We start from the raw sequence: 18373 nt of genomic DNA on the forward strand, positions 1-18373 counted from the left end.
ATCGAAGGCCCGGGTTTCTCTACCGGCGCCGCATCCCTGCGCGCCTGCTGCGCCAAAACTCCCGAGATTCCCGGACTTTACCCCCGTCACGCAACACCAGTCCCGGATCCTGCCTGTGTGTCTCCCTGCGAACGCATGTCCCCGCCAACGCGAAGGCCCTCGCAAGCCGCCTGACGGCGCTTTGCGATTTCGCCTTCGCCCTGGCGATGGAGACGGACATGCAGCACCTGGGCGACACCGAGATCCGCCTGCTGGAACACCTGGCCCGGTTTCAGGTCGAGGCGCACGCGGTCGAGCGGGCAACCGCGGCGCCGCGGTCGGAGCAGGCGGCCCGGCAGGCCGCCGCAAGCCAGCAGGCCACACAGGATCTCCTGCGCCGCGCACTGGCCACCGGCGACTGCGAGATCGCACGCGACCCGCTGCGGGCCATGGCCGCGCAGCTCGGTGTCACGCTCGACGAGTCCTGCGACAACTGGCGCGTCCTGGCCTTCGAGGCCACGCGGGTCCTGCTCGATGTGAGCCGGGAGCGCGAACGCCACGAACTCGGACAGTTCGAGACGCCAAGCCCCATCTTCATCTCGGCCCGCACCACCGCGACGCGCCTGCAGGGCACACATGCCCCGGCCGGGACGGCCTCGGCGCCGGCGGCCCCCGCCCCTGTCACAAGTCCGATGACCCCTGCGGCAGCCGCATCGGCTGCAGCGCCCCTCGCAGAGATCACGCGGGGCGCGCCTTGTGCACCCGCATCTGCATTCACCCCATCAGGAAAGGATAAAACGATGGAATTCACCACACATACGCACACACGCCGCACCGATGGTTCGACGTCCGGCAGCCCCAGCGCCGCGCATCATCACTGTGCGGCAGACGCACCCGCGATGCCGCTCCAGCCGGCCCCGGTTGCGGCGACGCGATCCGATGCCGCGTCCGACATTCAGAAAGCCTCGACCTCGGTCCCGACATCCGATCCGGACGGCGCGCAGGTCTACGAGGCAGCCGGATGGACCGGCCTCGACGCGGACACCGCACGCCGCGTCGAAATGCGCCCGCCGCGCCTCGAGAACATCGACTTGCGGGTTCTGAGCGAGAAGAGCCGGAAGGCCCTCGAGAAGCCGCGCGGCATCGCGCTGGAGGAAGCTATCGACCTATTCTGCGATCTCAAATGCGCGGGCTACGGCTCTGATTTCACCAGGGAACAGGTGGCCGACCCGGCAGCCGGAAAGAAGTGGGAACGCGACAGTGGCAGCAAGCCGAAGTTCGCGCGCTCATTCTGGCCGGAGTTCCTCGGGACGGGCGCGATGGAGCAGATAGCAAAGAATGATCTCCGCGACGCGCTGGCTTTCCTGCCGCGCATTCCCGCCAAGCACGGCAAGGGACAGGCGAAATATCTGGCCGATCACGGCTACCAGGAGCTTGTCGAACGCATCGACTCGGAAGAGGAATCCGATACAATTGCCAATCTCGAGGCGCTCGCAGCGCGCACGGATGTGACCGAGGCAGATCGCGAAGATGCGCGGCGTAAGGCACTTCAAAAGCGACTGCGGTCGGAAACGCAGATCAAGCATCGCCGGTTCCTGCTCTCTGTGGGCACAATGTGCATGGAGCTGCAACTCGCGGACAAGAATCCGTTCGAGATCCTCTCGGTCTCGAACGATGACAAGAAGCGCATGGCGGCCTCCGAAGAGAAGCGGGCCCGGACCGTCTGGGACGACAGGAATTACACTCTGTTCACCTCGCCAGTCTTCCAGGGCAAGATTGACGAGCCCGGCGAACCCCTCTTTTGGCTCCCGCTGCTTGCGCGGCTCATGGGGCTGCGCGAGGAGGAAGCGGCGCAGTTGTCGCCCGGTGATTTCGGGAGTGATCGCGGGATCCAATTCCTTGACATCAAGTGCACCGATGCCAACCACATCAAGACCGAGGAATCCCAGCGCCGGATCCCTGTCCACCCGCAGCTGCTCGAGCTCGGGCTGCTCGAGCTTGTCGAGATGCGCCGTCGGCAGGGCCAGAGCCGTCTCTTTCCGCACATGACGCGCGGCAAGACTAAGGGCAAGTTTTCGGAGAATTTCTCGAAGACCTTCACCTATTACCGCCAGACCAACGGGTGCTACTGGCCCGGCCTCGACTACCACGCCTTCCGGACGACCTTCCACGGCGATCTCATGAACCGCGACAAATCAGACGAGATCCGCTGCCGGCTGATGGGCCACGAGGCGCGCGATGAGGGCGCCCGGAGCTACGACCAGGGTCTCGGCCTCCAGGTGCTCTACGAGCGGATCTGCGATGTCGAGATCGACATCTCGATGATCGTCAGCCCGTTCGCGTCGGCCCCCTCCGAGACGCAGAAACGCGCCGAGGAGCACGGGCTCCGCGTCGTCTGATGAGGACGACCCCGTACGACGGCTCGATGGCCGTCGCACGGGGCCTGTTTTCAGAGCAGCCTGCGCAGTGTCTGTTCCGCCCGCAGACGATCACGTGCTGCCTCGCGCGCGGCAAGCAACGCCTCGAGCAGTGAGATCACCTCGTGCAGGGCAACTCCACGGTCGCTGAAAACCGGGATATCTCTGACAACGCCCACATCCCCGGCCTCCGGGTCGTAATGACCCTCAAAGCACCGGCGGTGCCCGACGGTTTCCGCGGCGATCGCGTCTGACAGGTGCGCATGAAGCGTCTGTAGCCCTCCATCGAGGTCGTCGCGCAGGATGTTGCCAGTCTCCAGCCCCTGCAGGATGCGCGTGGCAGTTGCGGTCTCTCGTGCTGTCCTGGCGCAATCGATGCCGCGGGCAGCCGCGCAGAGCAGACGCGCCTGCCTTGCGGCATCCGTGAGACGGTCTTCAAGAGTAGTGTCCTGAGTGTTCATGATCGGTCCTTTCTCGGACGGCCGGGCGAAATGCCCGGCCTTCAGACCTGACTCCGGGGTGGACGCCAGGGGTTTCAATCATGTCGTGGGTCGGGACGCGGAGTGGTCGGCGCAATACACCGCTCAGGCGAGCCACTGCAGTCGGTCGTGAAGCCGTCGGATATCGTGACTGCGTGGATCGGACGCATCCCTTCGGAGGCACCGACACGACGCGCATAGCTCCGCGTCATGAGTCGCGCATACATGCAAAAGTGCCAGGAATGCTCACGCCTCGCGATGGGAGACACGCGGCGGCAAAGCGCCTTAGGCCACATTTCCGCGGAACTGCATCGCGCACCGCGCCCATTGCGGCCCACCCAGAAGGCCGACGGCGTTCGCGAGCGCGACCCCATGTTCCACGAAAAAACCGCGCAAACCTGGCAAGAGGACCTCTACACCTGCGCCGACCGGTGTAGCGTCTGAGCGGGTGTCGATCATGTTTCTGATATCGAGTCTCCCTTCGTGGCAGTGTCAGCCCGCCATGACCTCCTTTCATGTGTTGGCGGGGATACGGGGACCACCGGCTGTCGTGACAGCAACAGGATCGGAAATCCGCCGGTAGTCCGGTCGAGCGCCGCAAGGTGTGGTTCGCGCGCTCTCGCAGAGAAGAGCGCGCGAACCACACCCTGTGGCATCAGGTTTCATGGATCGGCTCTCGCAGTTAATCAGCACCACTCCATAGAACTGCGCGAATGCAGATCCGGACGTCTCATGCCAATCATCCTCGACCGCGAGTGGTGGTGTGGTGGTAAGTTGGCAACGATTGTCCGGGACATCCTGAATTCCTTCATCTGAGATGCTTTTGGAGTCAGGAGGTGGGTCTCGATCAATGCACCTCGAACTCAATCCTTCGCGGGAAATTCAAGCCTCCCGGCGCAACTGGCAAAAATTCTTGTTCATCGAGCAATGTCGCCAAGCAAAATCAGGCCCCTGTGGAGGCAAAACCTCAGAAGGGGCCTGGTGCATGTCCTACAGCGCGGAATGGCTCCGGCCAGGACTCCGGGCCTTTCCAATTCCTGGTGCAGTTCGCGGCCGAACGGATTGCGGGCATGACGAAACGGCAAAACACACATCCCGAAGATATATTCGAGAGCCGTTTGCACGAAAGGTCGGCTTGGCGGACATTTTTGCCTGTTCCCCGAGATGACTCAGTTTTGCCGCGCCCGCCACGACCATCGGCAGAGAGGGCGGGATCCTGCCGTTCGCCGTGGCGACTATAAATCCAAGGAATGTGCTGTCCGCGGGCGTTCATCGCAGGTCGTACCAATGGCGGCTGGGTCGCGCGCTTTAATCATATCATGCGCTTTTCTGCAGCTTGGCTTTGCCATCACAGTCTGGGAAGCGGACACAGCCGAGAAATGCGCCGTAGCGGCCGCGCCGTTCGACAAGCCATCCTGCATCACAACTGGGGCAAGCCTGCTGGGTCTTGCCGCAATCTCCACAATTCATTTCCCCACTGGTTTCGGAACGGACCGGGAGGCCGACACCGCAGGCCGGACAAGCCGGCATGCGACTCCCGCACAGCTTCACATGCTCGCAGCGATACCAGTCGCGACCGTCCTTTCCAGCCATGTGAAGCAGACGCCCGCCGCAACCCGGACACGTGTGAGTGTGCTTCTGAGCCTCCAGGGGCACGACCACGCCGAATTCGGGCTCTTTCATCAGCTCTTTGACGAAGACGGAGGGGCGTGCTTCGGATGCAAGGATGGTCACGGTCCGCCGGGCACGGGTCATGGCAACGTACATCACGCGCCGTTCTTCGGCATTCGGATATGGCTCGGCCTCAGGCGATACCAGGCTGAGCAGAGGGTCGTCGACGATCATGGACGGGAAGCCCATCTTAGCGTTGTCGGCACCGAGGATGATAACGTGATCGGCCTCAAGACCCTTTGATGCATGGATGGTCTTGAAGGTGATCGTCGCCCCGGGGATCTGGCGCTGAAGCCGCCCGACATCGGGCCTCAGGAACCGATATCGCCCGAGGATCAAGATTGACGGTTTCCCGCCACCCTTACCTTCTGTGGCGGCAAGAGCAGCCACGGCGTCGTTCAGGGTCGTCTCCCCGGTGTCGCGGCGCGTCCAGGCGATCCTGATCGAAGGCTCGTCCGTCTCGCCTGCCGGTATCACCGTCTTGGTGATCTGTGCCGGGTTGCGCAGAACAAAGCGACGGGCGGCCAAAGCGATCTTGTCGACGGATCGGAAGGTCCGACCAAGATCGACGGTCCGATGAACGCCGGTGGCCCCTGCATAGGTGCCGCCGAATTCCGCGCCGAAGTTGCGCATGATATGAATGTCCGACCCGGCGAAGCGGTAGATCGACTGCCAGTCGTCGCCGACGGCAAACACTCTGGCATCGGAATGCTGGCGCTTGAGAGCCTGGATCAGCTTAGCCCGACCGGTGGAAATGTCCTGGAACTCGTCGACGAGGATATGCCGGAACGGGCTCTGATAGCGCCCGCTTTCGACGAGGGCCGTGGCGCGGTTCACCATGTCCTCGAAGTCGTAGAACAGCGCCGCCTGTGCTTCCTGCTTCGGTCCTAACATTGCTCAATTCTCCCGCTGGCCAGAAGAAGTGAACCAGCAACTTACGCTTCGATCAAGCATGAGTTTTTCAGCAAAATATCCCCAAAACCGACCGTCCACCAATGCCGCGTCAACGACACCCCCAACACCAACCCACCTCACCCCTGGCTCAGCACCACCAGCGCGTGCGGGTCGCGGACCGTGATGCGCTTGCGTTTGCTTTCGACCAGCCCCCGCTTTTCCCAGCCGCTCAGCAGGCGGCTGACGGTGTGCAGGGTGGTGGCGGTCAGTTCCGACAGATCCTGCCGGGTGATCGGGAAGTCGATCTCGATGCCGCCCTCGACCTTGCGCCCGGTCTGGTTGATCAGGCGCAGGATCGCGTTGGCCACGCGTTGCTCGACCTGCTGGGTCGCCAGTTCGACGATGCGGGTGTTCATCTCGCCCACCCGGTGGCCGAGGGTCTTGTAGGTCTCGGTGCCAAAGCCGTCATACTCGGCCACGAAGGTATCCCACAGGCTGGTGGGCCAACTGAGCACGATCGATTCGGTCGCCGTCATCGCCGTCGCCGGATAGGTCTCGCGCCCGATCGCCTTGGCAATGCCCAGAAGCTGCCCCGCCGGGATATGCAGCGCCGTCACCTGCTCGCCGGTGGGCGTGATGCGCACCACCCGCACATAGCCATCTAGCAGCATGTAGAACCGCTCGGCCGGGTCGCCCTCGTTGAACACCGCCACCCCGGCCTCATAGCGCCGCGAACTCGCCTGATCGAGGACCGTGCGGATCTGGCGCTTCTCCAGCCGGGAGAAGGGCGGCAGATGCGTCAGCAGGCTTTCATCAAGCCGCGGCAATGTCTTGCGGGCGGGTTCGGTCATGGCGTGCGTCATCGCACAGAACCGCAGGCAACGCCATAAGCGGATTATTCGCTTCTGCGGCATCAATCTTTCGGAAGTTTGCGCCAGAGCAATATGGCGCCTGCGGAAACCGCTAGTCTTGGGATCAAGCAATAACGCGACATGAAAGGAATAACGACATGATCCGCACGCTGACAACCGGCCTCGTTCTCGCCGCCCTGATGGGCTCCGCGGCCTTTGCCGAAACCTTCGAGGTCAAGATGCTGAACAAGGGCGCCGATGGCGAGCGCATGGTGTTCGAGCCGGCCTTTGTTCAGGCCGCCCCCGGCGACACCATCCGCTTTCTGGCCACCGACAAGGGCCACAATGCCGAGATCAACAAGGGCATGCTGCCCGAGGGCGCCGAGGCGTTTTCCGGCAAGATCAACGAGGAATACGAGGTCACGCTCGATGTCGAAGGCGTCTACGGCGTCATCTGCAAGCCGCATTACGCCATGGGCATGGTGATGACCATCGCCGTGGGCGAGACGGAGGTGCCCGAGAGCTTCTTCGAAGGCCGCGTGCCGCCCAAGGCCAAGGACCGCTTCGAGGCGCAACTCGGCAATCTCTGATCCCTTTCCCGGTGCGCGGGCATGAGGCCCGCCACCCCCACCGTCATGGAGGACATCATGACAAAACTCATCAACCCCGGACTTGTTTCAACCAGTCGTCGTAATGTGCTGCGCGGCTCCATGCTCGCGGGGGCCGCAGCGATGGCCGGCGCAGGTGCGATGGCGGCCTCGCGCCCGCCCCGGCTGACCAAGGCCAATGCGACATCCGCGCATCTGCACAAGGCCGCCGCCAAGCAGGTTGCCGAAACCACGGCGAAACCGGCCGATCTCTCGGGTTATACCCGCGTGAGACAGGAGCTTGTCGCACCGCCTTTTGCGCCCGCGCATGAGCAGGTGGCAACCGGCGGCCCCAAGATCATCGAGATCACCATGGAAACAACTGAACGGCTGATGGTGGTGGACGAGGACACCGGGGCCTCGGTCTGGGCGCTGACCTATAACGGCTCCGTCCCCGGCCCGCTGATCATCTGCCACGAGGGCGACATGGTGGAACTGACCCTGCGCAACCCTACCGACAGCATGATGGAGCACAATATCGACTTTCACGCCTCCACGGGTGCCTTGGGCGGCGGTGGCCTGACCCATGTCTATCCCGGCGAGGAATGTGTGCTGCGCTGGAAGGCGACCAAGCCGGGCTGCTTTACCTATCACTGCGCGCCGGGCGGGGCGATGATCCCCTATCACGTCTGCCACGGCATGAACGGTGCGGTCATGGTGCTGCCGCGCGACGGGCTGAAGGACGGGGCGGGCAACCCGCTGAAATATGACAGCATCGCCTATGTCGGCGAACAGGACTACTACCTGCCGATGGACGACAACGGCGACTACAAGAGCTATGCCGCCGCCGGTGACGATTATGCCGACAGCCTGGTTGCGATGCGCGGCCTGATCCCGACGCATTCGGTGTTCAACGGCGCGGTCGGTGCCCTGACTGGTGAGAATGCCCTGCGCGCCAAGGTCGGCGAGACCGTCCTGATGATCCACAATCAGGCGAACCGCGACTCGCGCCCGCACCTGATCGGCGGCCATGGCAATTTCGTCTGGGAGACGTCCTTCTCCGACGCGCCAATGACCGGCATGGAGACATGGTTCGTGCGCGGCGGCAGCGCCGTGGCGGCGATGTACACCTTCGAGCAGCCGGGCGTCTACGCCTATGTCAACCACAACCTGATCGAAGGCGCGATACTGGGCGCGACGGCGCATTTCGTGGTCGAGGGCGAGTGGGACAATCAACTGATGGAACAGGTTGTGCCGCCCCGACCCTTCGCTGCGTAACAGGAACGCATGTCATGACGACCGCCGCTGCCACCACTCACGCCTACCCGTTCGGACCCTCCCTTCGCCTTGCGGCTCTGGGTCTTATTGCGGCGGTCATCGTCGGGGGCGCGCTGTTGCAGCGCGCCCCCGATCCGATCTTTCTACCCCACATGGCCGATCGCCCGGTCCTGCTGGCCGACGGTCGCGCGCTTTATGTGCAACGCCATGAGGTCACGATCGCGGAATGGGCGCGCTGCGTCGCGCAGGACGCCTGCGCGCTGAGCGTCCGCGCCCGCGCCGATCAGGATCCCGCAACCACGCCCGCGACCGGGCTGAGTTATATCGACGTGCAGGAATACATAACCTGGATCAATGACGCCACAGGGCATGCGTTTCGCCTGCCCACGGCCGTGGAATGGCATGCCATGGCCGCCTCGGTGCTGCCGGACCAGCCGGACCCGATCTTCTCGGATCCGTCGATGACATGGGCCTCGAGCTATCTGACTGAGGGCAACGCCCCAAGGGCGCTCAAACCCCAGGGCAGTTTCACGGTCTCGCCCGAGGGCATCGCGGATCTTGACGGCAGTGTCTGGGAATGGACGCAGTCGTGTTACGTAGGGGTCAGCGAGGGCATGGACCCGTCGCGCTGTCCGGCGTTCTTCGTCGGCGGGGAACATGTCGCGGCGATGTCCTATCTGGAGCGTGATCCGGCGCGCGGCGGCTGCGCCGTCGGCACGCCGCCTGCGCATCTGGGCATGCGGCTGGTCGCGGATGACCCGTTCTGAGCCGGACGAACTGCCGAGGCGGCAACTTGCACCCATGTCCTGATGAACGGCGTTGCACAGGGCCTGTGATCGCCCGCCGGTCTGAACGGCAGGGAACCCGCTGGCGCGTGCTGCGTTGCGTTGTCAGGCGTTCACGACTGGACTGGAGAATGATGTGCGTTCCCTTGCCGAACCGCGCACCGCAAGTGATGTGGTCAAACAGGCGCGCAACGCGCTTGTTGGCGAGGTGTCAAGTGTCGGCGAGGTGATCGACGCGCTCGGAGTGGCAAGCTACACGCCGCTCCTGATCGTGCCATCGCTGGCGCTGGTCTCTCCTCTGAGCGGGGTGCCCGGACTTTCAAGCGCCTGCGGGGTGCTGATCGCGACTGTGTCGCTGCAACAGATCCTTGAACGCCCCCGACTTTGGCTGCCAGGATGGCTGCGCCGCGCAACCATAAGCACCGAGCGCGCACGCGGGGCGATGCGGTGGTTCACCCGGCCCGCGCGATGGCTCGACGCATTCACCAGACGGCGCCTGCATGGGCTTGTGACGCCGCCGCTGGCGCGGTTGCCGCAGGCGATTTGCCTGATATTCGGGATGGTGATGCCGCTGCTGGAATTGATCCCGTTCACCTCGTCCATCCTGGGTGCCATTATCGCCATCATGGCAACGGGCATGTTCATGGGGGACGGGTTACTGGTGTTGATCGGCCTGATGCTCGCGACCGGGGTGACGGGCGGACTTGTCGCGCTGCTCTGAGCCGCGCTCAGGTTTCCTTGCGCTCGGGCAGATCGTCATGCGACGTTGAGGCGAGATCCTCAAGCTCCGCCTCGGTCATCGTCTCGTACATCTCTTTCGAGGCGCCTTGCAGATCCGAAACGCGGGTCTCTCCGCGCTTGGCCGCGAGGGCGGCTCCGGCGGCTTTCTGTTGGGCTTCGGATCGGGCTGGCATTGACGGATCCCCTTGTTGCGTAACAGAAAAACGGCCCGCAGGGTGTGCCTGCGGGCCGGTCATGACTTTTAATCATCGGCATCTCTGGCGGTATCGGAAATCGCATCGCCGGTGCTCTGGATATCTTGCCCGGCCCCTTCTATCGTCTCGCAGGCGCTGACGGCCGCGAAGGCGATGAGCGAGAGAAGCGAAATGCGTGCGCGTATCATGGTGACCTCCACTGTCATTGCTGGGGAATAAACGCCGCACAGGCCCGGATGGTTCCCGGGGAACGCCCTGTTTTTCAGATGCTCAGATGTCCTCGTCGCGGTCTTCGTGCCAGGCAATCGGAAACACGGCATGCAGTTCGAAACGGTCGGGCAGGTCATGGGTTTCCAGCGTGCCGTTGAGTTGGGTGGCAAAGGATTTGATCAGGCGGGAGCCAAGCCCGGTGCTGCCGATCTCTTCACTCAAGGTGTCGCTACCTTCGGTTGCGCGTGAATTGACGATGCTCAGACACAGCATGCCATCGTCCTGCGCCTTCAGGGCGATGTTGATCCACGCTTCGCCATCCGCGCTGACGCCGCAATACTTGACCGCGTTCATTGCCGCCTCGGTCGCCAGCAGCGACAGCGGCACCGATTGATCAGGGTTGATCTCGACCGGGTCGAGTTCAGTCGTCACGTTGATCCGTTGTCCGCTTTCGGAGAGTGTGCCGACGATGACAAGTTGCTGGATGATATCCTCGAGCAGCTTGTCGGCCCGCAGGAGCGACAGTTTGCGCGCGAGATAGAGGTAACGGTGAATCGCCGAGAGCGCCATCACCCGGTCCTGCACCCGGCGCAACAGACGCTGCGCCTCGGCGCTGTCGGTTGCGCGGATCTGCATGTTCATCATGCTGGAAATCAGTTGCAGGTTGTTCTTGACCCGGTGATGCACCTCGCGCAGCAATACGGTCTTTTCCTGCAGATCCTCTTCGCGGCGGCGGTCCTGTTCCGACAGGCGCCGCGTCATCGCGCGGAACGCATCGGCCATGACCTCGAGTTCCTCTGGCGCATCATCGAGCCGCGCGTCGCCAAGATCGTCATACCCGCCGCTGGCATAGAGCCGCATCCACGAGCGCAGGCGCCGGACGTGGCGGATCACCAGACGGTGCACGCCGACATAGGCCACGGCGATGGTGATCGCCCACATCGCAAAGGGGAAATAGAGCGCCAGTGCCTGTTCCAAGATCGGCATCTGGATGCCACGCCCCTGCGGCATCCAGCTGCCGAGGACAAAGACCTGACCCGAGACGATGGACGAGACGGCGAAATCGCGGGTTTCGCCCTCTCGGCTCTCGCCGCGAAAGGTCTGACGCCCGGAGGCGGCAAGATCCTGAAGGCTCCGGTCGGCGGGCAGAACAGAGCGCCGATTCTCGGTGAAATCCTCGGTCGCGATGATATCGCCATTGGCCTTGAAGAGGACCAGATTGACGGTTTCGCCTGCCTGCGACAGCGCTCCGTTGAGCGCGGTGACCGGCACGGCCACCCAGACCGTGCCGACAAAACGGCCGTCGTCGATGACCGGCACGGTGACGCTGAACGTGGCGATTCCGCCGAGGAATTCGAGCGGGCGCAGCAGCACCGACTCGCTCTGTTGGTCGATTTCCGGAAGGGCGTCGAGAGGGCTTTCGGTGTTGGCGCTGACGTCCTTCGAGGCGCAGATCAGGCCGCGCACGTTGTCGCGGTAGCCGGCGAAGGCAAAATTGTCGGATCGTTCCACGACCTCGGACATGACCGCGCCACAGGTATCGCCAGAGGATTGCAGCGCCGAGATCTGAACCGCCAGCGTCTCGGCGGAACTGATCGCCGAGCGGATGACCTCGCGGCTTTCGTCGACCGCTTGCTGCGTGCGTTGCAGGAGGGCGGCCTCCGAGAGCGACTGACGCTCCTGCAGGACGTTGGTGGTCTGGTAGAGGGAAATCAGCCCGAGCGGCAGGATGGCGAGGCTCAGAACGAGGATCAGCTGTGTGGCGAGGCGGGGTTTGAGCGCGCGGCGGGGCAGCGCCGGGCGCGCGCTCATGCTGCGGGCTTTCCTTGCACGACGGCCAGCGTCGCCCGGTCGGTCATTTCAAGCTCGTCCTCGTCGTCGAGATGCATCAACTCGGCGAGACGCTTGCGGGCGCGGTTGGTGCGGCTCTTGATCGTGCCCACGGCACAGCCGCACATCTCGGCGGCATCCTCGTAGGAAAAGCCCTCGGCGCCGACCAGCACCAGCACCTCGCGCTGCTCGTCAGTGAGCTTGGCAAAGGCCGCGCGGAAATCGGTCATCGCGAGGTGTCCGTCATGGGCGGGTTTTTCCGACATCTGCCCGGCCAAGGTGCCGTCCGGGTCCTCGATCTCGCGGCGGCGCTTGCGATAGAGCGAATAATAGGTATTGCGCAGGATCGTGAAAAGCCAGGCGCGCAGGTTGGTGCCGGTCTGGAACTTGTCGAAATTGCCCCATGCCTTGACCACTGCATCCTGCACGAGATCATCCGCCGTCGCGGGATTGTGCGTCAGGCTCATCGCGAAGGCGCGCATGGCTGGCAAATGCTCGACCAGCTCGTTTCTGGGATCGGAACTGGAGGTCACGACTCATCCTTTGGGGATTGCCCGGAATGCTCTTGGGGTTCATCACTCTCCTGCGCGCGCAATTGGTCGAGCAGTTGCGAGAAACGGTCGGGCAACGGCTCTTTCACCGTGTCCGAATAGACGCGCCGGAGATTGTCATCGATCTGTTGTTGCAATCTTGAGGTCCTGCGTTTGTTTGTCATCGTGCTGCTTTTTCTGTCATGCTCGAGCGGGCAGTTTTTTTGCCCGCAGGGGAACCTAACACGCCAGAACGCGTTTGGTTCCATCAACGACAACTTTTTTTGAGGATGCCATGACGCAAACCCAGAGCCAGCCTTACCTCGCACAGCAGATCGCGGAAGAGCTTCCCTATCTGCGCCGCTATGCGCGGGCGCTGACCGGCAATCAAAAGACCGGCGATCACTATGCGGTGGCCACGCTTGAGGCGCTTCTGGCCGACAAGAGCCTGTTCGAGACGGGCCTGTCGCACAAGGTGGCGCTGTTTCGGGCCTTTCACCAGATCTGGGTCTCGTCCGGCGCCCCGGTGGAAGAGACTGGCGAGGCGCTTGATGCCGAAGCCCGGGCGCAACGGCGGCTCTCGCGTCTGACGCCCAACACACGCGAGGCGCTGTTGCTGCACAGCATCGAGGGGTTCCAGACGAGCGGTATCGCCAGCATTCTTGACGTCAGCCCCGACGAGGCGCGCGAGTTTCTTGCCATCGCGCATCGCGAAATGTCAGGCGACATTCGCGGGCGGATCATGGTGATCGAGGATGAGGCGATCATCGCCATGGACATCACCGCCATTGTCGAGAGCATGGGCCACGAGGTGACCGGCAATGCGCGCACCCGCGACGAGGCGGTGACGCTCGCACGGCGCGACCCGCCGGACATGATCCTTGCAGATATCCAGTTGGCCGACAGATCCTCGGGCATCGACGCGGTGAACCATATTCTCGAAGAAATCGGCGAGGTGCCGGTGGTGTTCATCACCGCCTTCCCCGAACGTCTGCTGACCGGCGAGCGGCCCGAACCGGCGTTTCTGATCACCAAGCCCTATTCCGAAGAACAGGTGCTGTCGGCGGTAAGCCAGGCAATGTTCTTTACCAGCACCGAGACGTTGCAGGGCTGATTGCCTGCGCACGAGAGTCTAGAAGGCCCCACACCAGCGAGGTGCGGGGCCTTTTTTATGGGTTTGGTCCATGAACCGATCCGGATCAGGGCGACCGTCCCTTGAGAGCGCGGACGACCATCGCTACGACGAAGAGCACGAGGAAGATCACGAAGAGGATTTGAGCGATGCCCGCCGAGGCCGAGGCGATCCCGCCAAAGCCGAAAAGGCCGGCGATAATTGCGACGACCAGAAAGATGAGTGCCCAGTAAAGCATGAATGTCTCCATTGTTGCTGTGTCGTTGCCTTGACAACCCGCGAGCGAGGCAAATGGTTCCGAGGAGTCCCCGGGATGAGCCCGCAGCCCGGATTCCCAATGGTTTTCGGGAACATCCCCGTCGCGAGCGCGTTGGCGAAGTAACGCAACACGAAACGGAGGGCCGCAGAATGGCACAATCGAGAACCACCGACGCATCGCCGCAAAAGGATATCGAACATCTCTCGGAGCAGATTGCGACGCTCAAGCAGGACATTGCCGATATCTCGCAGACGCTGTCGGGTCTTGGCAGGTCGTCACGCGACGCGGCCGCCGATCAGGCGCGCCAGAGCGCAGCCGACCTGCGCGATGCGGGCGAGCGGTACCTGCACAACGCGCAGTACCGGGCCGAGGAGATGGGACAACAGGCCGCCGATCAGGTGCGCAATCAGCCTGCGGCGGCGGTCGGACTGGCCGTTGGTCTGGGCTTTCTGGTTGGGTTCATGACCGGGCGGAAGTGACCAATGGCTGGTTTACTTTCGACCATGGGCGCGCGTCTGCGCAATGCGGCGCGCGCCACCGCCTTCAGCGTCATGGGCGTGATCTTTGGCTTGGTGGGGCTTGGGTTTCTGACCATGGCGCTTTGGATCGTGCTGGCGTTGCATGGAGGCGTGCTGATGGCCCATATGGTCATCGGCGCGTTTTACTTCATTCTTGGACTATGCCTGATGGTGCTTGGCGCGCAGGGGGGCGGCACAGCCGCGCCGCGCGAGCAGACGCGGTCGCGCGAGCAGACGCCGCCGCCAGAACCAGCCAAGGATCCGCTGGTGCAGCTTGCCGAGGGATTCGCAATGGGCATGCAGGCCGGACGGGCGATGCGCGAGCGGCGTGGCTAGCGCCACCGCCCGATCATGCCCATCAGCGCCTCGCGGAGCATCTCGTCGGTGAAGGGGCGCACAAGCATGCCCCAGCCAAGAGCCTGCGCGTGATCCGCATCATCCTCGCCGATGGTGAGGATGACATGCGCCCCATGCTCGGCCAGACGCCGGTCAAGGCCGAGTGCCGTCACCTGCTCCAGGCGCATTTCCAGAAACGCGGCGGAGATGCGCTGCTCTGCGCTCAGGAGCGGTGTGATTTCGGTCGCATCGCTTACATGGATGGTGCGGCACGGGCCCATATCGGCGAGCGAGCCGATAATATCCTCAGCAATCAGAGCATCACGCTCCATCACAAGAAAAACGGGTACTGCGGGATTGGGGGATTCGGGCATTGCTTTGTTCATCAGGTCAATATCTGTCATGTGCGGAGTGTGACACATAGATCGCCACTCCGCATTTAACTGTGACATACTGGAAGAGGAAAATTCTCGATGGCGACATCTTGCCGAAACTGCCCGCTGCGCAAGTTGCCGCTCTTCGACTCGATGAGCGACAACGAAGTGGATTTCATGGAGAATTTCAAGAGCGGAGAGTTGGCCGTCGAACCGGGAACGACGCTGATGCTGGAGGGCTCGAACAGCCCCCAGCTCTATACCGTGCTGGAGGGGATGGGCCTGCGCTACAAGACCATGGCATCCGGCGCCCGGCAGGTTCTGAACATCGTCCTGCCCGGCGATTTTGTCGGATTGCAGGCCGGCGTGATGAAGGAAATGCAGCATTCGGTCGAAGCCACGACGGCGATGACACTCTGTGTTTTCGAGCGCAAATCGCTCTGGTCCCTGTTTCGGGATCAACCGGCGCGGGCCTATGATCTGACATGGATCGCCGCCGTCGAGGAGCATTTTCTCGGCGAGAGCCTGGCGCTGCTCGGGCATATGAGCGGGATCGAGCGGGTCGCGCGCGCCTTGGTGCGGCTGCATGACCGGGGCGTGGCGCTCGGCCTTGCAGAGGGCGGGACCATGCCTCTGCCCTACCGGCAACAGGATCTTGCCGACGCGCTTGGCCTGTCGCTCGTTCATACCAACAAGACGCTCAAGCAATTGCGGGAGGATCGCGTGGTGGTGTGGCGGAACGGAACGCTGCGGATTCTCGACTATGAGCGCTTGTACGAGGTTGCCGGTGTTGAAGGCACGCGCGACGTGATCACGCGTCCGTTGATCTGACCGCCTGGTCCCCTGCCGCCACGTCGGCCGTGCCGCCTGCGATACGCTCTTGCGGCCACCATTCAGGGTGGCGCTCGCGGATGAAGCGCAACAGCCCCTCGCGCAGCCGCATTTGGGTCACCCAGCCGGTCGAGGGATCGGGCGACATCGCGTAGAACGACAATTCCATGCCTTGCACGGTGTGACCGGTGACATAGCAGGAGATCTGATCATGCTCGATGACGCCCTCGTCTTCTCGGGCCAGTTCCTGGAACCGGTCACGCAACACGTCGCTATCGGCACTGTGATCGAGCCGGAGGCGGACGGTATGCATGATCCGCGCATCCTTGACCGACCAGTTCTCGAACGGCTTGGAGACGAAATAGCGCACCGGCACGATGATCCGCCGCTCGTCCCATGTGCGCAGCCGCATGAAGGTGTAGAAGATGCTCTCGACATAGGCCCAATCGCCCTCGAAGAGTACGCTGTCGCCAATCCGCACCGGCTTGGCCAGCGCAATCTGGAGCGAGGCCAGAATATTGCCCAGCACCGCCTGCCCGGCGATGCCCAGAAGCACCGTCAGCACACCTGCCGAGGCCAGCAGGGTCATCCCGATGGATTCAAAGAGGTTGAGCTGGGACAGGACGTAAGCGGCTGCAAAACCCACCATCAAGAGCACGATGATTCGTCGCAGCGCGTAGATCGAGGTATAAAGCTCGCGCTGGTCGAGACTGCGTGTGTCGTCGATATCGCCCACATAGCGCAGCGTGACGCGATCAAGGATTGCATCGACAATGCGCAACGCCGCCACCCCCACGCCCCAGGCCATCATGATGACGAGCAAGGGTTGCACCACGCTTGTGACCGGGCCGGAGAACGAGACCGCGAGGCTGAGCACGCCCTGCGCCAGCACAGCCACCGCGAACAGCGCGAGCGGAAAGCCTGCGCGCGCGAACGCATGTTGCAAGAACCGGTAAGGCGCCTTGCGCGAGAGCGCGGTGATGATCGCGTTGACCGACCAGCCGATGCCGATGAGCAGGCCGAGCATGATCGGCAGGCCGATCCATTCCCAGATCCGCAGCCCACCCAGCTGTTCCTTCATCGGGTCGGGGATGTATTGCTCGAAGGCGCGCGGCCCGTAGGCGTCGTGCAGGGCTGCGACATCCTCGACGGTCTGCGGCGTGAAGAGCCAGACCGGCTCGGTGTCCTCGCCCGACTTGTAACGCGCAATGCGGATTTCGTAGGCGCGGCCGTTCAACTCGAAGAGCTTGATCCCCAGATCGCGGCGCACCTCGCCGGGGGCGTTGCCCTCGCCAGCGGATGGCTCAACCTTGGCATCGGGACGCGCGGGCAGGTCGGACCAGTCGACCCAGACACGGCGGTCGATCACCTGATAGAGGTGCTGTGCGACGCGTGCTGCCCGGTCGGGCTGACGCTCGGGGTCAATGCCCGAAAGATTGAGAACATGCGCCGCGACCGTAAAACGGTTGGCACCTGCGTTTGCGATAAAGGCGCGCATCGCCGCGCGCGGCGTCGAGCGATCGAGATCGTCAGGCACCGGGCCGAGGCCTTCGTTCAGTACCTCGGCGGAATACCAGGCGTCGGATTCGTCCTGCGCCACGGCAGCCGTGCAGAAGAGGGCCGTGGCGCAAAGGATCAGCAGGCGGAACAACGATACCATGAGAGCCAAACGCCCGGCCGGACGAATGGTTCCCTCCTGGTCGCGTGCCAGCCCGGCCTTGCCTGTCAGGGCAAGCCGACCACCTCATGGGTGCCCAGGTCGGGCCGTGCCTTGGGGCCAAAGGCGGAGCGTGCGATTTCGGCGGCGAATTGCATGCCGCTCGCCTCGACAGTCCAGATCTCAGCCTCTTGCGGCGTCAGTTCCAGAAGCACCGCGTCCGATTCCTCTGGCCCGCCCTCGAAAAACGCCGAGGCAAAGACACTCCACAACTCGTTGAGCTTGTCGCGATCGCGGCTGACCGCGACGGGGCCGCTAATCCAGGCGTAAAAGCGCTCGTCCGGAGTCTGGAAGGTGAACTGCGCACGGCCTGTCTCGGCCCCGGTCTGCGCCAACTGGTTGTCAGCGGCGCAGAGGAACCAGATCGAATTGCGCGCCGCGTCGGCATGGGGCGTCATCGGACGCATATGGAGCCCTGCCCCTTCGATACCCATCATGCCGGCGGTCTGGTCGTCCAGCCGCGTCCAGAGATCCTCTTTGAGCGCGCTTTGATCGCGCATCAGGACACCCTCCTGGACCAGTCGTCGATTTCTTCTTCGGCCTCTTCCTTGCTGCGCCCGTATTTCTCCTGGATGAGGCCGACAAGCTTTTCACGCTCGCCCTTGACCCGCTCCAGGTCCTCGTCGCTCAATCTTGCCCATTCGACGCGGGCATTGCCCTTCAGTTGGTTCCATTTGCCTTGGACTTGTTCCCAGTTCATGGCACTTTCCTTTCTGTTGCTGCGGTCTGTGCGGGGAACGCGGTCGTCCGGTGGTTTGTT

21 protein-coding genes and 1 pseudogene are annotated in these 18373 nt (G+C 63.2%); 9 read left to right on the forward strand and 13 right to left on the reverse strand.

Annotated features, from left to right (window positions below; genetic code table 11):
- The first annotated feature begins 218 nt into the window (after positions 1-218).
- Positions 219-2378 carry a hypothetical protein gene (locus ACSSV4_RS08605; RefSeq protein ID WP_454274723.1) on the forward strand — a complete coding sequence of 720 codons (2160 nt, stop codon included), beginning with the start codon at positions 219-221 and terminating at the stop codon, positions 2376-2378.
- A 50-nt stretch (positions 2379-2428) separates the two neighbouring features.
- Here the strand turns inward: ACSSV4_RS08605 and ACSSV4_RS08610 are convergent, their stop codons facing one another.
- The 3 genes and pseudogenes from ACSSV4_RS08610 to ACSSV4_RS08620 all read right to left on the reverse strand — a co-directional run bounded on the left by ACSSV4_RS08610 (position 2429) and on the right by ACSSV4_RS08620 (position 6291).
- Complete coding sequence (locus tag ACSSV4_RS08610; protein WP_454274725.1) at positions 2429-2857, reverse strand: hypothetical protein; 429 nt, start codon at positions 2855-2857, stop codon at positions 2429-2431.
- Positions 2858-4192: 1335 nt separating this feature from the next.
- Positions 4193-5398, reverse strand: a pseudogene (locus ACSSV4_RS08615) (UvrD-helicase domain-containing protein); the annotation flags it as partial.
- Positions 5399-5577: 179 nt separating this feature from the next.
- Positions 5578-6291: a Crp/Fnr family transcriptional regulator gene (locus tag ACSSV4_RS08620; RefSeq protein ID WP_454274727.1), complete on the reverse strand. Its 714-nt coding sequence runs from the start codon at positions 6289-6291 to the stop codon at positions 5578-5580.
- Positions 6292-6449: 158 nt separating this feature from the next.
- On the opposite strand from ACSSV4_RS08620, the gene ACSSV4_RS08625 reads away from it, so the two are divergent.
- From ACSSV4_RS08625 to ACSSV4_RS08640, 4 genes are all read left to right on the forward strand, one after another.
- The gene (locus tag ACSSV4_RS08625; protein WP_454274729.1) at positions 6450-6881 is read left to right on the forward strand and encodes a pseudoazurin; all 432 of its coding nucleotides are present in this window, start codon (positions 6450-6452) and stop codon (positions 6879-6881) included.
- Positions 6882-6938: 57 nt separating this feature from the next.
- Complete coding sequence (gene nirK / locus ACSSV4_RS08630) at positions 6939-8156, forward strand: copper-containing nitrite reductase (protein ID WP_454274731.1); 1218 nt, start codon at positions 6939-6941, stop codon at positions 8154-8156.
- 14 nt (positions 8157-8170) lie between these two features.
- Positions 8171-8923 (forward strand): SUMF1/EgtB/PvdO family nonheme iron enzyme, encoded by a 753-nt coding sequence (locus ACSSV4_RS08635; RefSeq protein WP_454274732.1) that lies wholly within the window; start codon positions 8171-8173, stop codon positions 8921-8923.
- Between the two features lie 154 nt (positions 8924-9077).
- The gene (locus ACSSV4_RS08640) at positions 9078-9662 is read left to right on the forward strand and encodes an exopolysaccharide biosynthesis protein (protein WP_454274734.1); all 585 of its coding nucleotides are present in this window, start codon (positions 9078-9080) and stop codon (positions 9660-9662) included.
- A gap of 7 nt (positions 9663-9669) precedes the next feature.
- Here ACSSV4_RS08640 and ACSSV4_RS08645 read toward each other — a convergent pair whose 3' ends face one another.
- The 5 genes from ACSSV4_RS08645 to ACSSV4_RS08665 all read right to left on the reverse strand — a co-directional run bounded on the left by ACSSV4_RS08645 (position 9670) and on the right by ACSSV4_RS08665 (position 12631).
- On the reverse strand, positions 9670-9855 hold the full coding sequence (locus tag ACSSV4_RS08645) for a DUF3008 family protein (RefSeq protein WP_454274735.1): 186 nt from the start codon (positions 9853-9855) through the stop codon (positions 9670-9672).
- A gap of 68 nt (positions 9856-9923) precedes the next feature.
- Positions 9924-10064 carry an entericidin A/B family lipoprotein gene (locus tag ACSSV4_RS08650; protein ID WP_454274736.1) on the reverse strand — a complete coding sequence of 47 codons (141 nt, stop codon included), beginning with the start codon at positions 10062-10064 and terminating at the stop codon, positions 9924-9926.
- 82 nt (positions 10065-10146) lie between these two features.
- Positions 10147-11898, reverse strand: coding sequence for a sensor histidine kinase (locus ACSSV4_RS08655; protein WP_454274738.1), 1752 nt, complete (start codon positions 11896-11898; stop codon positions 10147-10149).
- Positions 11895-12449, reverse strand: a complete 555-nt coding sequence (locus tag ACSSV4_RS08660) for an RNA polymerase sigma factor (RefSeq protein ID WP_454274740.1) — start codon at positions 12447-12449, stop codon at positions 11895-11897. The genes ACSSV4_RS08655 and ACSSV4_RS08660 overlap by 4 nt, the downstream gene beginning before the upstream one ends.
- A complete protein-coding gene (locus ACSSV4_RS08665; protein ID WP_454274742.1) occupies positions 12446-12631 on the reverse strand; it encodes a NepR family anti-sigma factor in 186 nt (61 codons plus the stop codon). Before ACSSV4_RS08665 ends, ACSSV4_RS08660 begins: the two co-directional genes overlap by 4 nt.
- Positions 12632-12741: 110 nt before the next feature.
- Here ACSSV4_RS08665 and ACSSV4_RS08670 point away from each other — a divergent pair, with 110 nt between their 5' ends.
- Positions 12742-13560 carry a response regulator gene (locus ACSSV4_RS08670; protein ID WP_454274744.1) on the forward strand — a complete coding sequence of 273 codons (819 nt, stop codon included), beginning with the start codon at positions 12742-12744 and terminating at the stop codon, positions 13558-13560.
- An 85-nt stretch (positions 13561-13645) separates the two neighbouring features.
- Here ACSSV4_RS08670 and ACSSV4_RS08675 read toward each other — a convergent pair whose 3' ends face one another.
- Entirely contained in the window at positions 13646-13816 is a 171-nt protein-coding gene (locus ACSSV4_RS08675) for a DUF1328 domain-containing protein (RefSeq protein ID WP_454274746.1), read from the reverse strand.
- A 170-nt stretch (positions 13817-13986) separates the two neighbouring features.
- Here ACSSV4_RS08675 and ACSSV4_RS08680 point away from each other — a divergent pair, with 170 nt between their 5' ends.
- Both ACSSV4_RS08680 and ACSSV4_RS08685 read left to right on the forward strand, forming a co-directional pair.
- Positions 13987-14316: a DUF883 family protein gene (locus tag ACSSV4_RS08680; RefSeq protein ID WP_454274748.1), complete on the forward strand. Its 330-nt coding sequence runs from the start codon at positions 13987-13989 to the stop codon at positions 14314-14316.
- Positions 14317-14319: 3 nt separating this feature from the next.
- Positions 14320-14691 carry a phage holin family protein gene (locus ACSSV4_RS08685; protein WP_454274749.1) on the forward strand — a complete coding sequence of 124 codons (372 nt, stop codon included), beginning with the start codon at positions 14320-14322 and terminating at the stop codon, positions 14689-14691.
- On the opposite strand, the gene ACSSV4_RS08690 is transcribed toward ACSSV4_RS08685, so the two are convergent.
- Positions 14688-15095 carry a hypothetical protein gene (locus ACSSV4_RS08690; protein ID WP_454274750.1) on the reverse strand — a complete coding sequence of 136 codons (408 nt, stop codon included), beginning with the start codon at positions 15093-15095 and terminating at the stop codon, positions 14688-14690. The genes ACSSV4_RS08685 and ACSSV4_RS08690 overlap by 4 nt on opposite strands.
- 69 nt (positions 15096-15164) lie before the next feature.
- On the opposite strand from ACSSV4_RS08690, the gene ACSSV4_RS08695 reads away from it, so the two are divergent.
- Entirely contained in the window at positions 15165-15896 is a 732-nt protein-coding gene (locus tag ACSSV4_RS08695; protein WP_454274751.1) for a Crp/Fnr family transcriptional regulator, read from the forward strand.
- Here ACSSV4_RS08695 and ACSSV4_RS08700 read toward each other — a convergent pair.
- The 3 genes from ACSSV4_RS08700 to ACSSV4_RS08710 form a co-directional block, all read right to left on the reverse strand.
- The gene (locus tag ACSSV4_RS08700; protein WP_454274752.1) at positions 15877-17556 is read right to left on the reverse strand and encodes a mechanosensitive ion channel family protein; all 1680 of its coding nucleotides are present in this window, start codon (positions 17554-17556) and stop codon (positions 15877-15879) included. The genes ACSSV4_RS08695 and ACSSV4_RS08700 overlap by 20 nt on opposite strands.
- Before the next feature lie 65 nt (positions 17557-17621).
- Complete coding sequence (locus ACSSV4_RS08705; RefSeq protein ID WP_454274753.1) at positions 17622-18113, reverse strand: pyridoxamine 5'-phosphate oxidase family protein; 492 nt, start codon at positions 18111-18113, stop codon at positions 17622-17624.
- Positions 18113-18313, reverse strand: coding sequence for a CsbD family protein (locus tag ACSSV4_RS08710; RefSeq protein WP_454274754.1), 201 nt, complete (start codon positions 18311-18313; stop codon positions 18113-18115). The genes ACSSV4_RS08705 and ACSSV4_RS08710 overlap by 1 nt, the downstream gene beginning before the upstream one ends.
- Between the last annotated feature and the right edge of the window lie 60 nt (positions 18314-18373).

The organism is Roseovarius sp. MBR-154 (assembly GCF_053628595.1).

Excerpts from the sequence above, each read along its gene's own strand:
- ACSSV4_RS08605 (WP_454274723.1), top strand. The coding sequence starts at position 219 with ATGCAGCACCTGGGCGACACCGAGATCCGCCTGCTGGAACACCTGGCC.
- ACSSV4_RS08610 (WP_454274725.1), bottom strand. The coding sequence starts at position 2,857 with ATGAACACTCAGGACACTACTCTTGAAGACCGTCTCACGGATGCCGCA.
- ACSSV4_RS08620 (WP_454274727.1), bottom strand. The coding sequence starts at position 6,291 with ATGACCGAACCCGCCCGCAAGACATTGCCGCGGCTTGATGAAAGCCTG.
- ACSSV4_RS08625 (WP_454274729.1), top strand. The coding sequence starts at position 6,450 with ATGATCCGCACGCTGACAACCGGCCTCGTTCTCGCCGCCCTGATGGGC.
- nirK (WP_454274731.1), top strand. The coding sequence starts at position 6,939 with ATGACAAAACTCATCAACCCCGGACTTGTTTCAACCAGTCGTCGTAAT.
- ACSSV4_RS08635 (WP_454274732.1), top strand. The coding sequence starts at position 8,171 with ATGACGACCGCCGCTGCCACCACTCACGCCTACCCGTTCGGACCCTCC.
- ACSSV4_RS08645 (WP_454274735.1), bottom strand. The coding sequence starts at position 9,855 with ATGCCAGCCCGATCCGAAGCCCAACAGAAAGCCGCCGGAGCCGCCCTC.
- ACSSV4_RS08650 (WP_454274736.1), bottom strand. The coding sequence starts at position 10,064 with ATGATACGCGCACGCATTTCGCTTCTCTCGCTCATCGCCTTCGCGGCC.
- ACSSV4_RS08655 (WP_454274738.1), bottom strand. The coding sequence starts at position 11,898 with ATGAGCGCGCGCCCGGCGCTGCCCCGCCGCGCGCTCAAACCCCGCCTC.
- ACSSV4_RS08665 (WP_454274742.1), bottom strand. The coding sequence starts at position 12,631 with ATGACAAACAAACGCAGGACCTCAAGATTGCAACAACAGATCGATGAC.
- ACSSV4_RS08670 (WP_454274744.1), top strand. The coding sequence starts at position 12,742 with ATGACGCAAACCCAGAGCCAGCCTTACCTCGCACAGCAGATCGCGGAA.
- ACSSV4_RS08675 (WP_454274746.1), bottom strand. The coding sequence starts at position 13,816 with ATGCTTTACTGGGCACTCATCTTTCTGGTCGTCGCAATTATCGCCGGC.
- ACSSV4_RS08680 (WP_454274748.1), top strand. The coding sequence starts at position 13,987 with ATGGCACAATCGAGAACCACCGACGCATCGCCGCAAAAGGATATCGAA.
- ACSSV4_RS08685 (WP_454274749.1), top strand. The coding sequence starts at position 14,320 with ATGGCTGGTTTACTTTCGACCATGGGCGCGCGTCTGCGCAATGCGGCG.
- ACSSV4_RS08690 (WP_454274750.1), bottom strand. The coding sequence starts at position 15,095 with ATGACAGATATTGACCTGATGAACAAAGCAATGCCCGAATCCCCCAAT.
- ACSSV4_RS08695 (WP_454274751.1), top strand. The coding sequence starts at position 15,165 with ATGGCGACATCTTGCCGAAACTGCCCGCTGCGCAAGTTGCCGCTCTTC.
- ACSSV4_RS08700 (WP_454274752.1), bottom strand. The coding sequence starts at position 17,556 with ATGGTATCGTTGTTCCGCCTGCTGATCCTTTGCGCCACGGCCCTCTTC.
- ACSSV4_RS08705 (WP_454274753.1), bottom strand. The coding sequence starts at position 18,113 with ATGCGCGATCAAAGCGCGCTCAAAGAGGATCTCTGGACGCGGCTGGAC.
- ACSSV4_RS08710 (WP_454274754.1), bottom strand. The coding sequence starts at position 18,313 with ATGAACTGGGAACAAGTCCAAGGCAAATGGAACCAACTGAAGGGCAAT.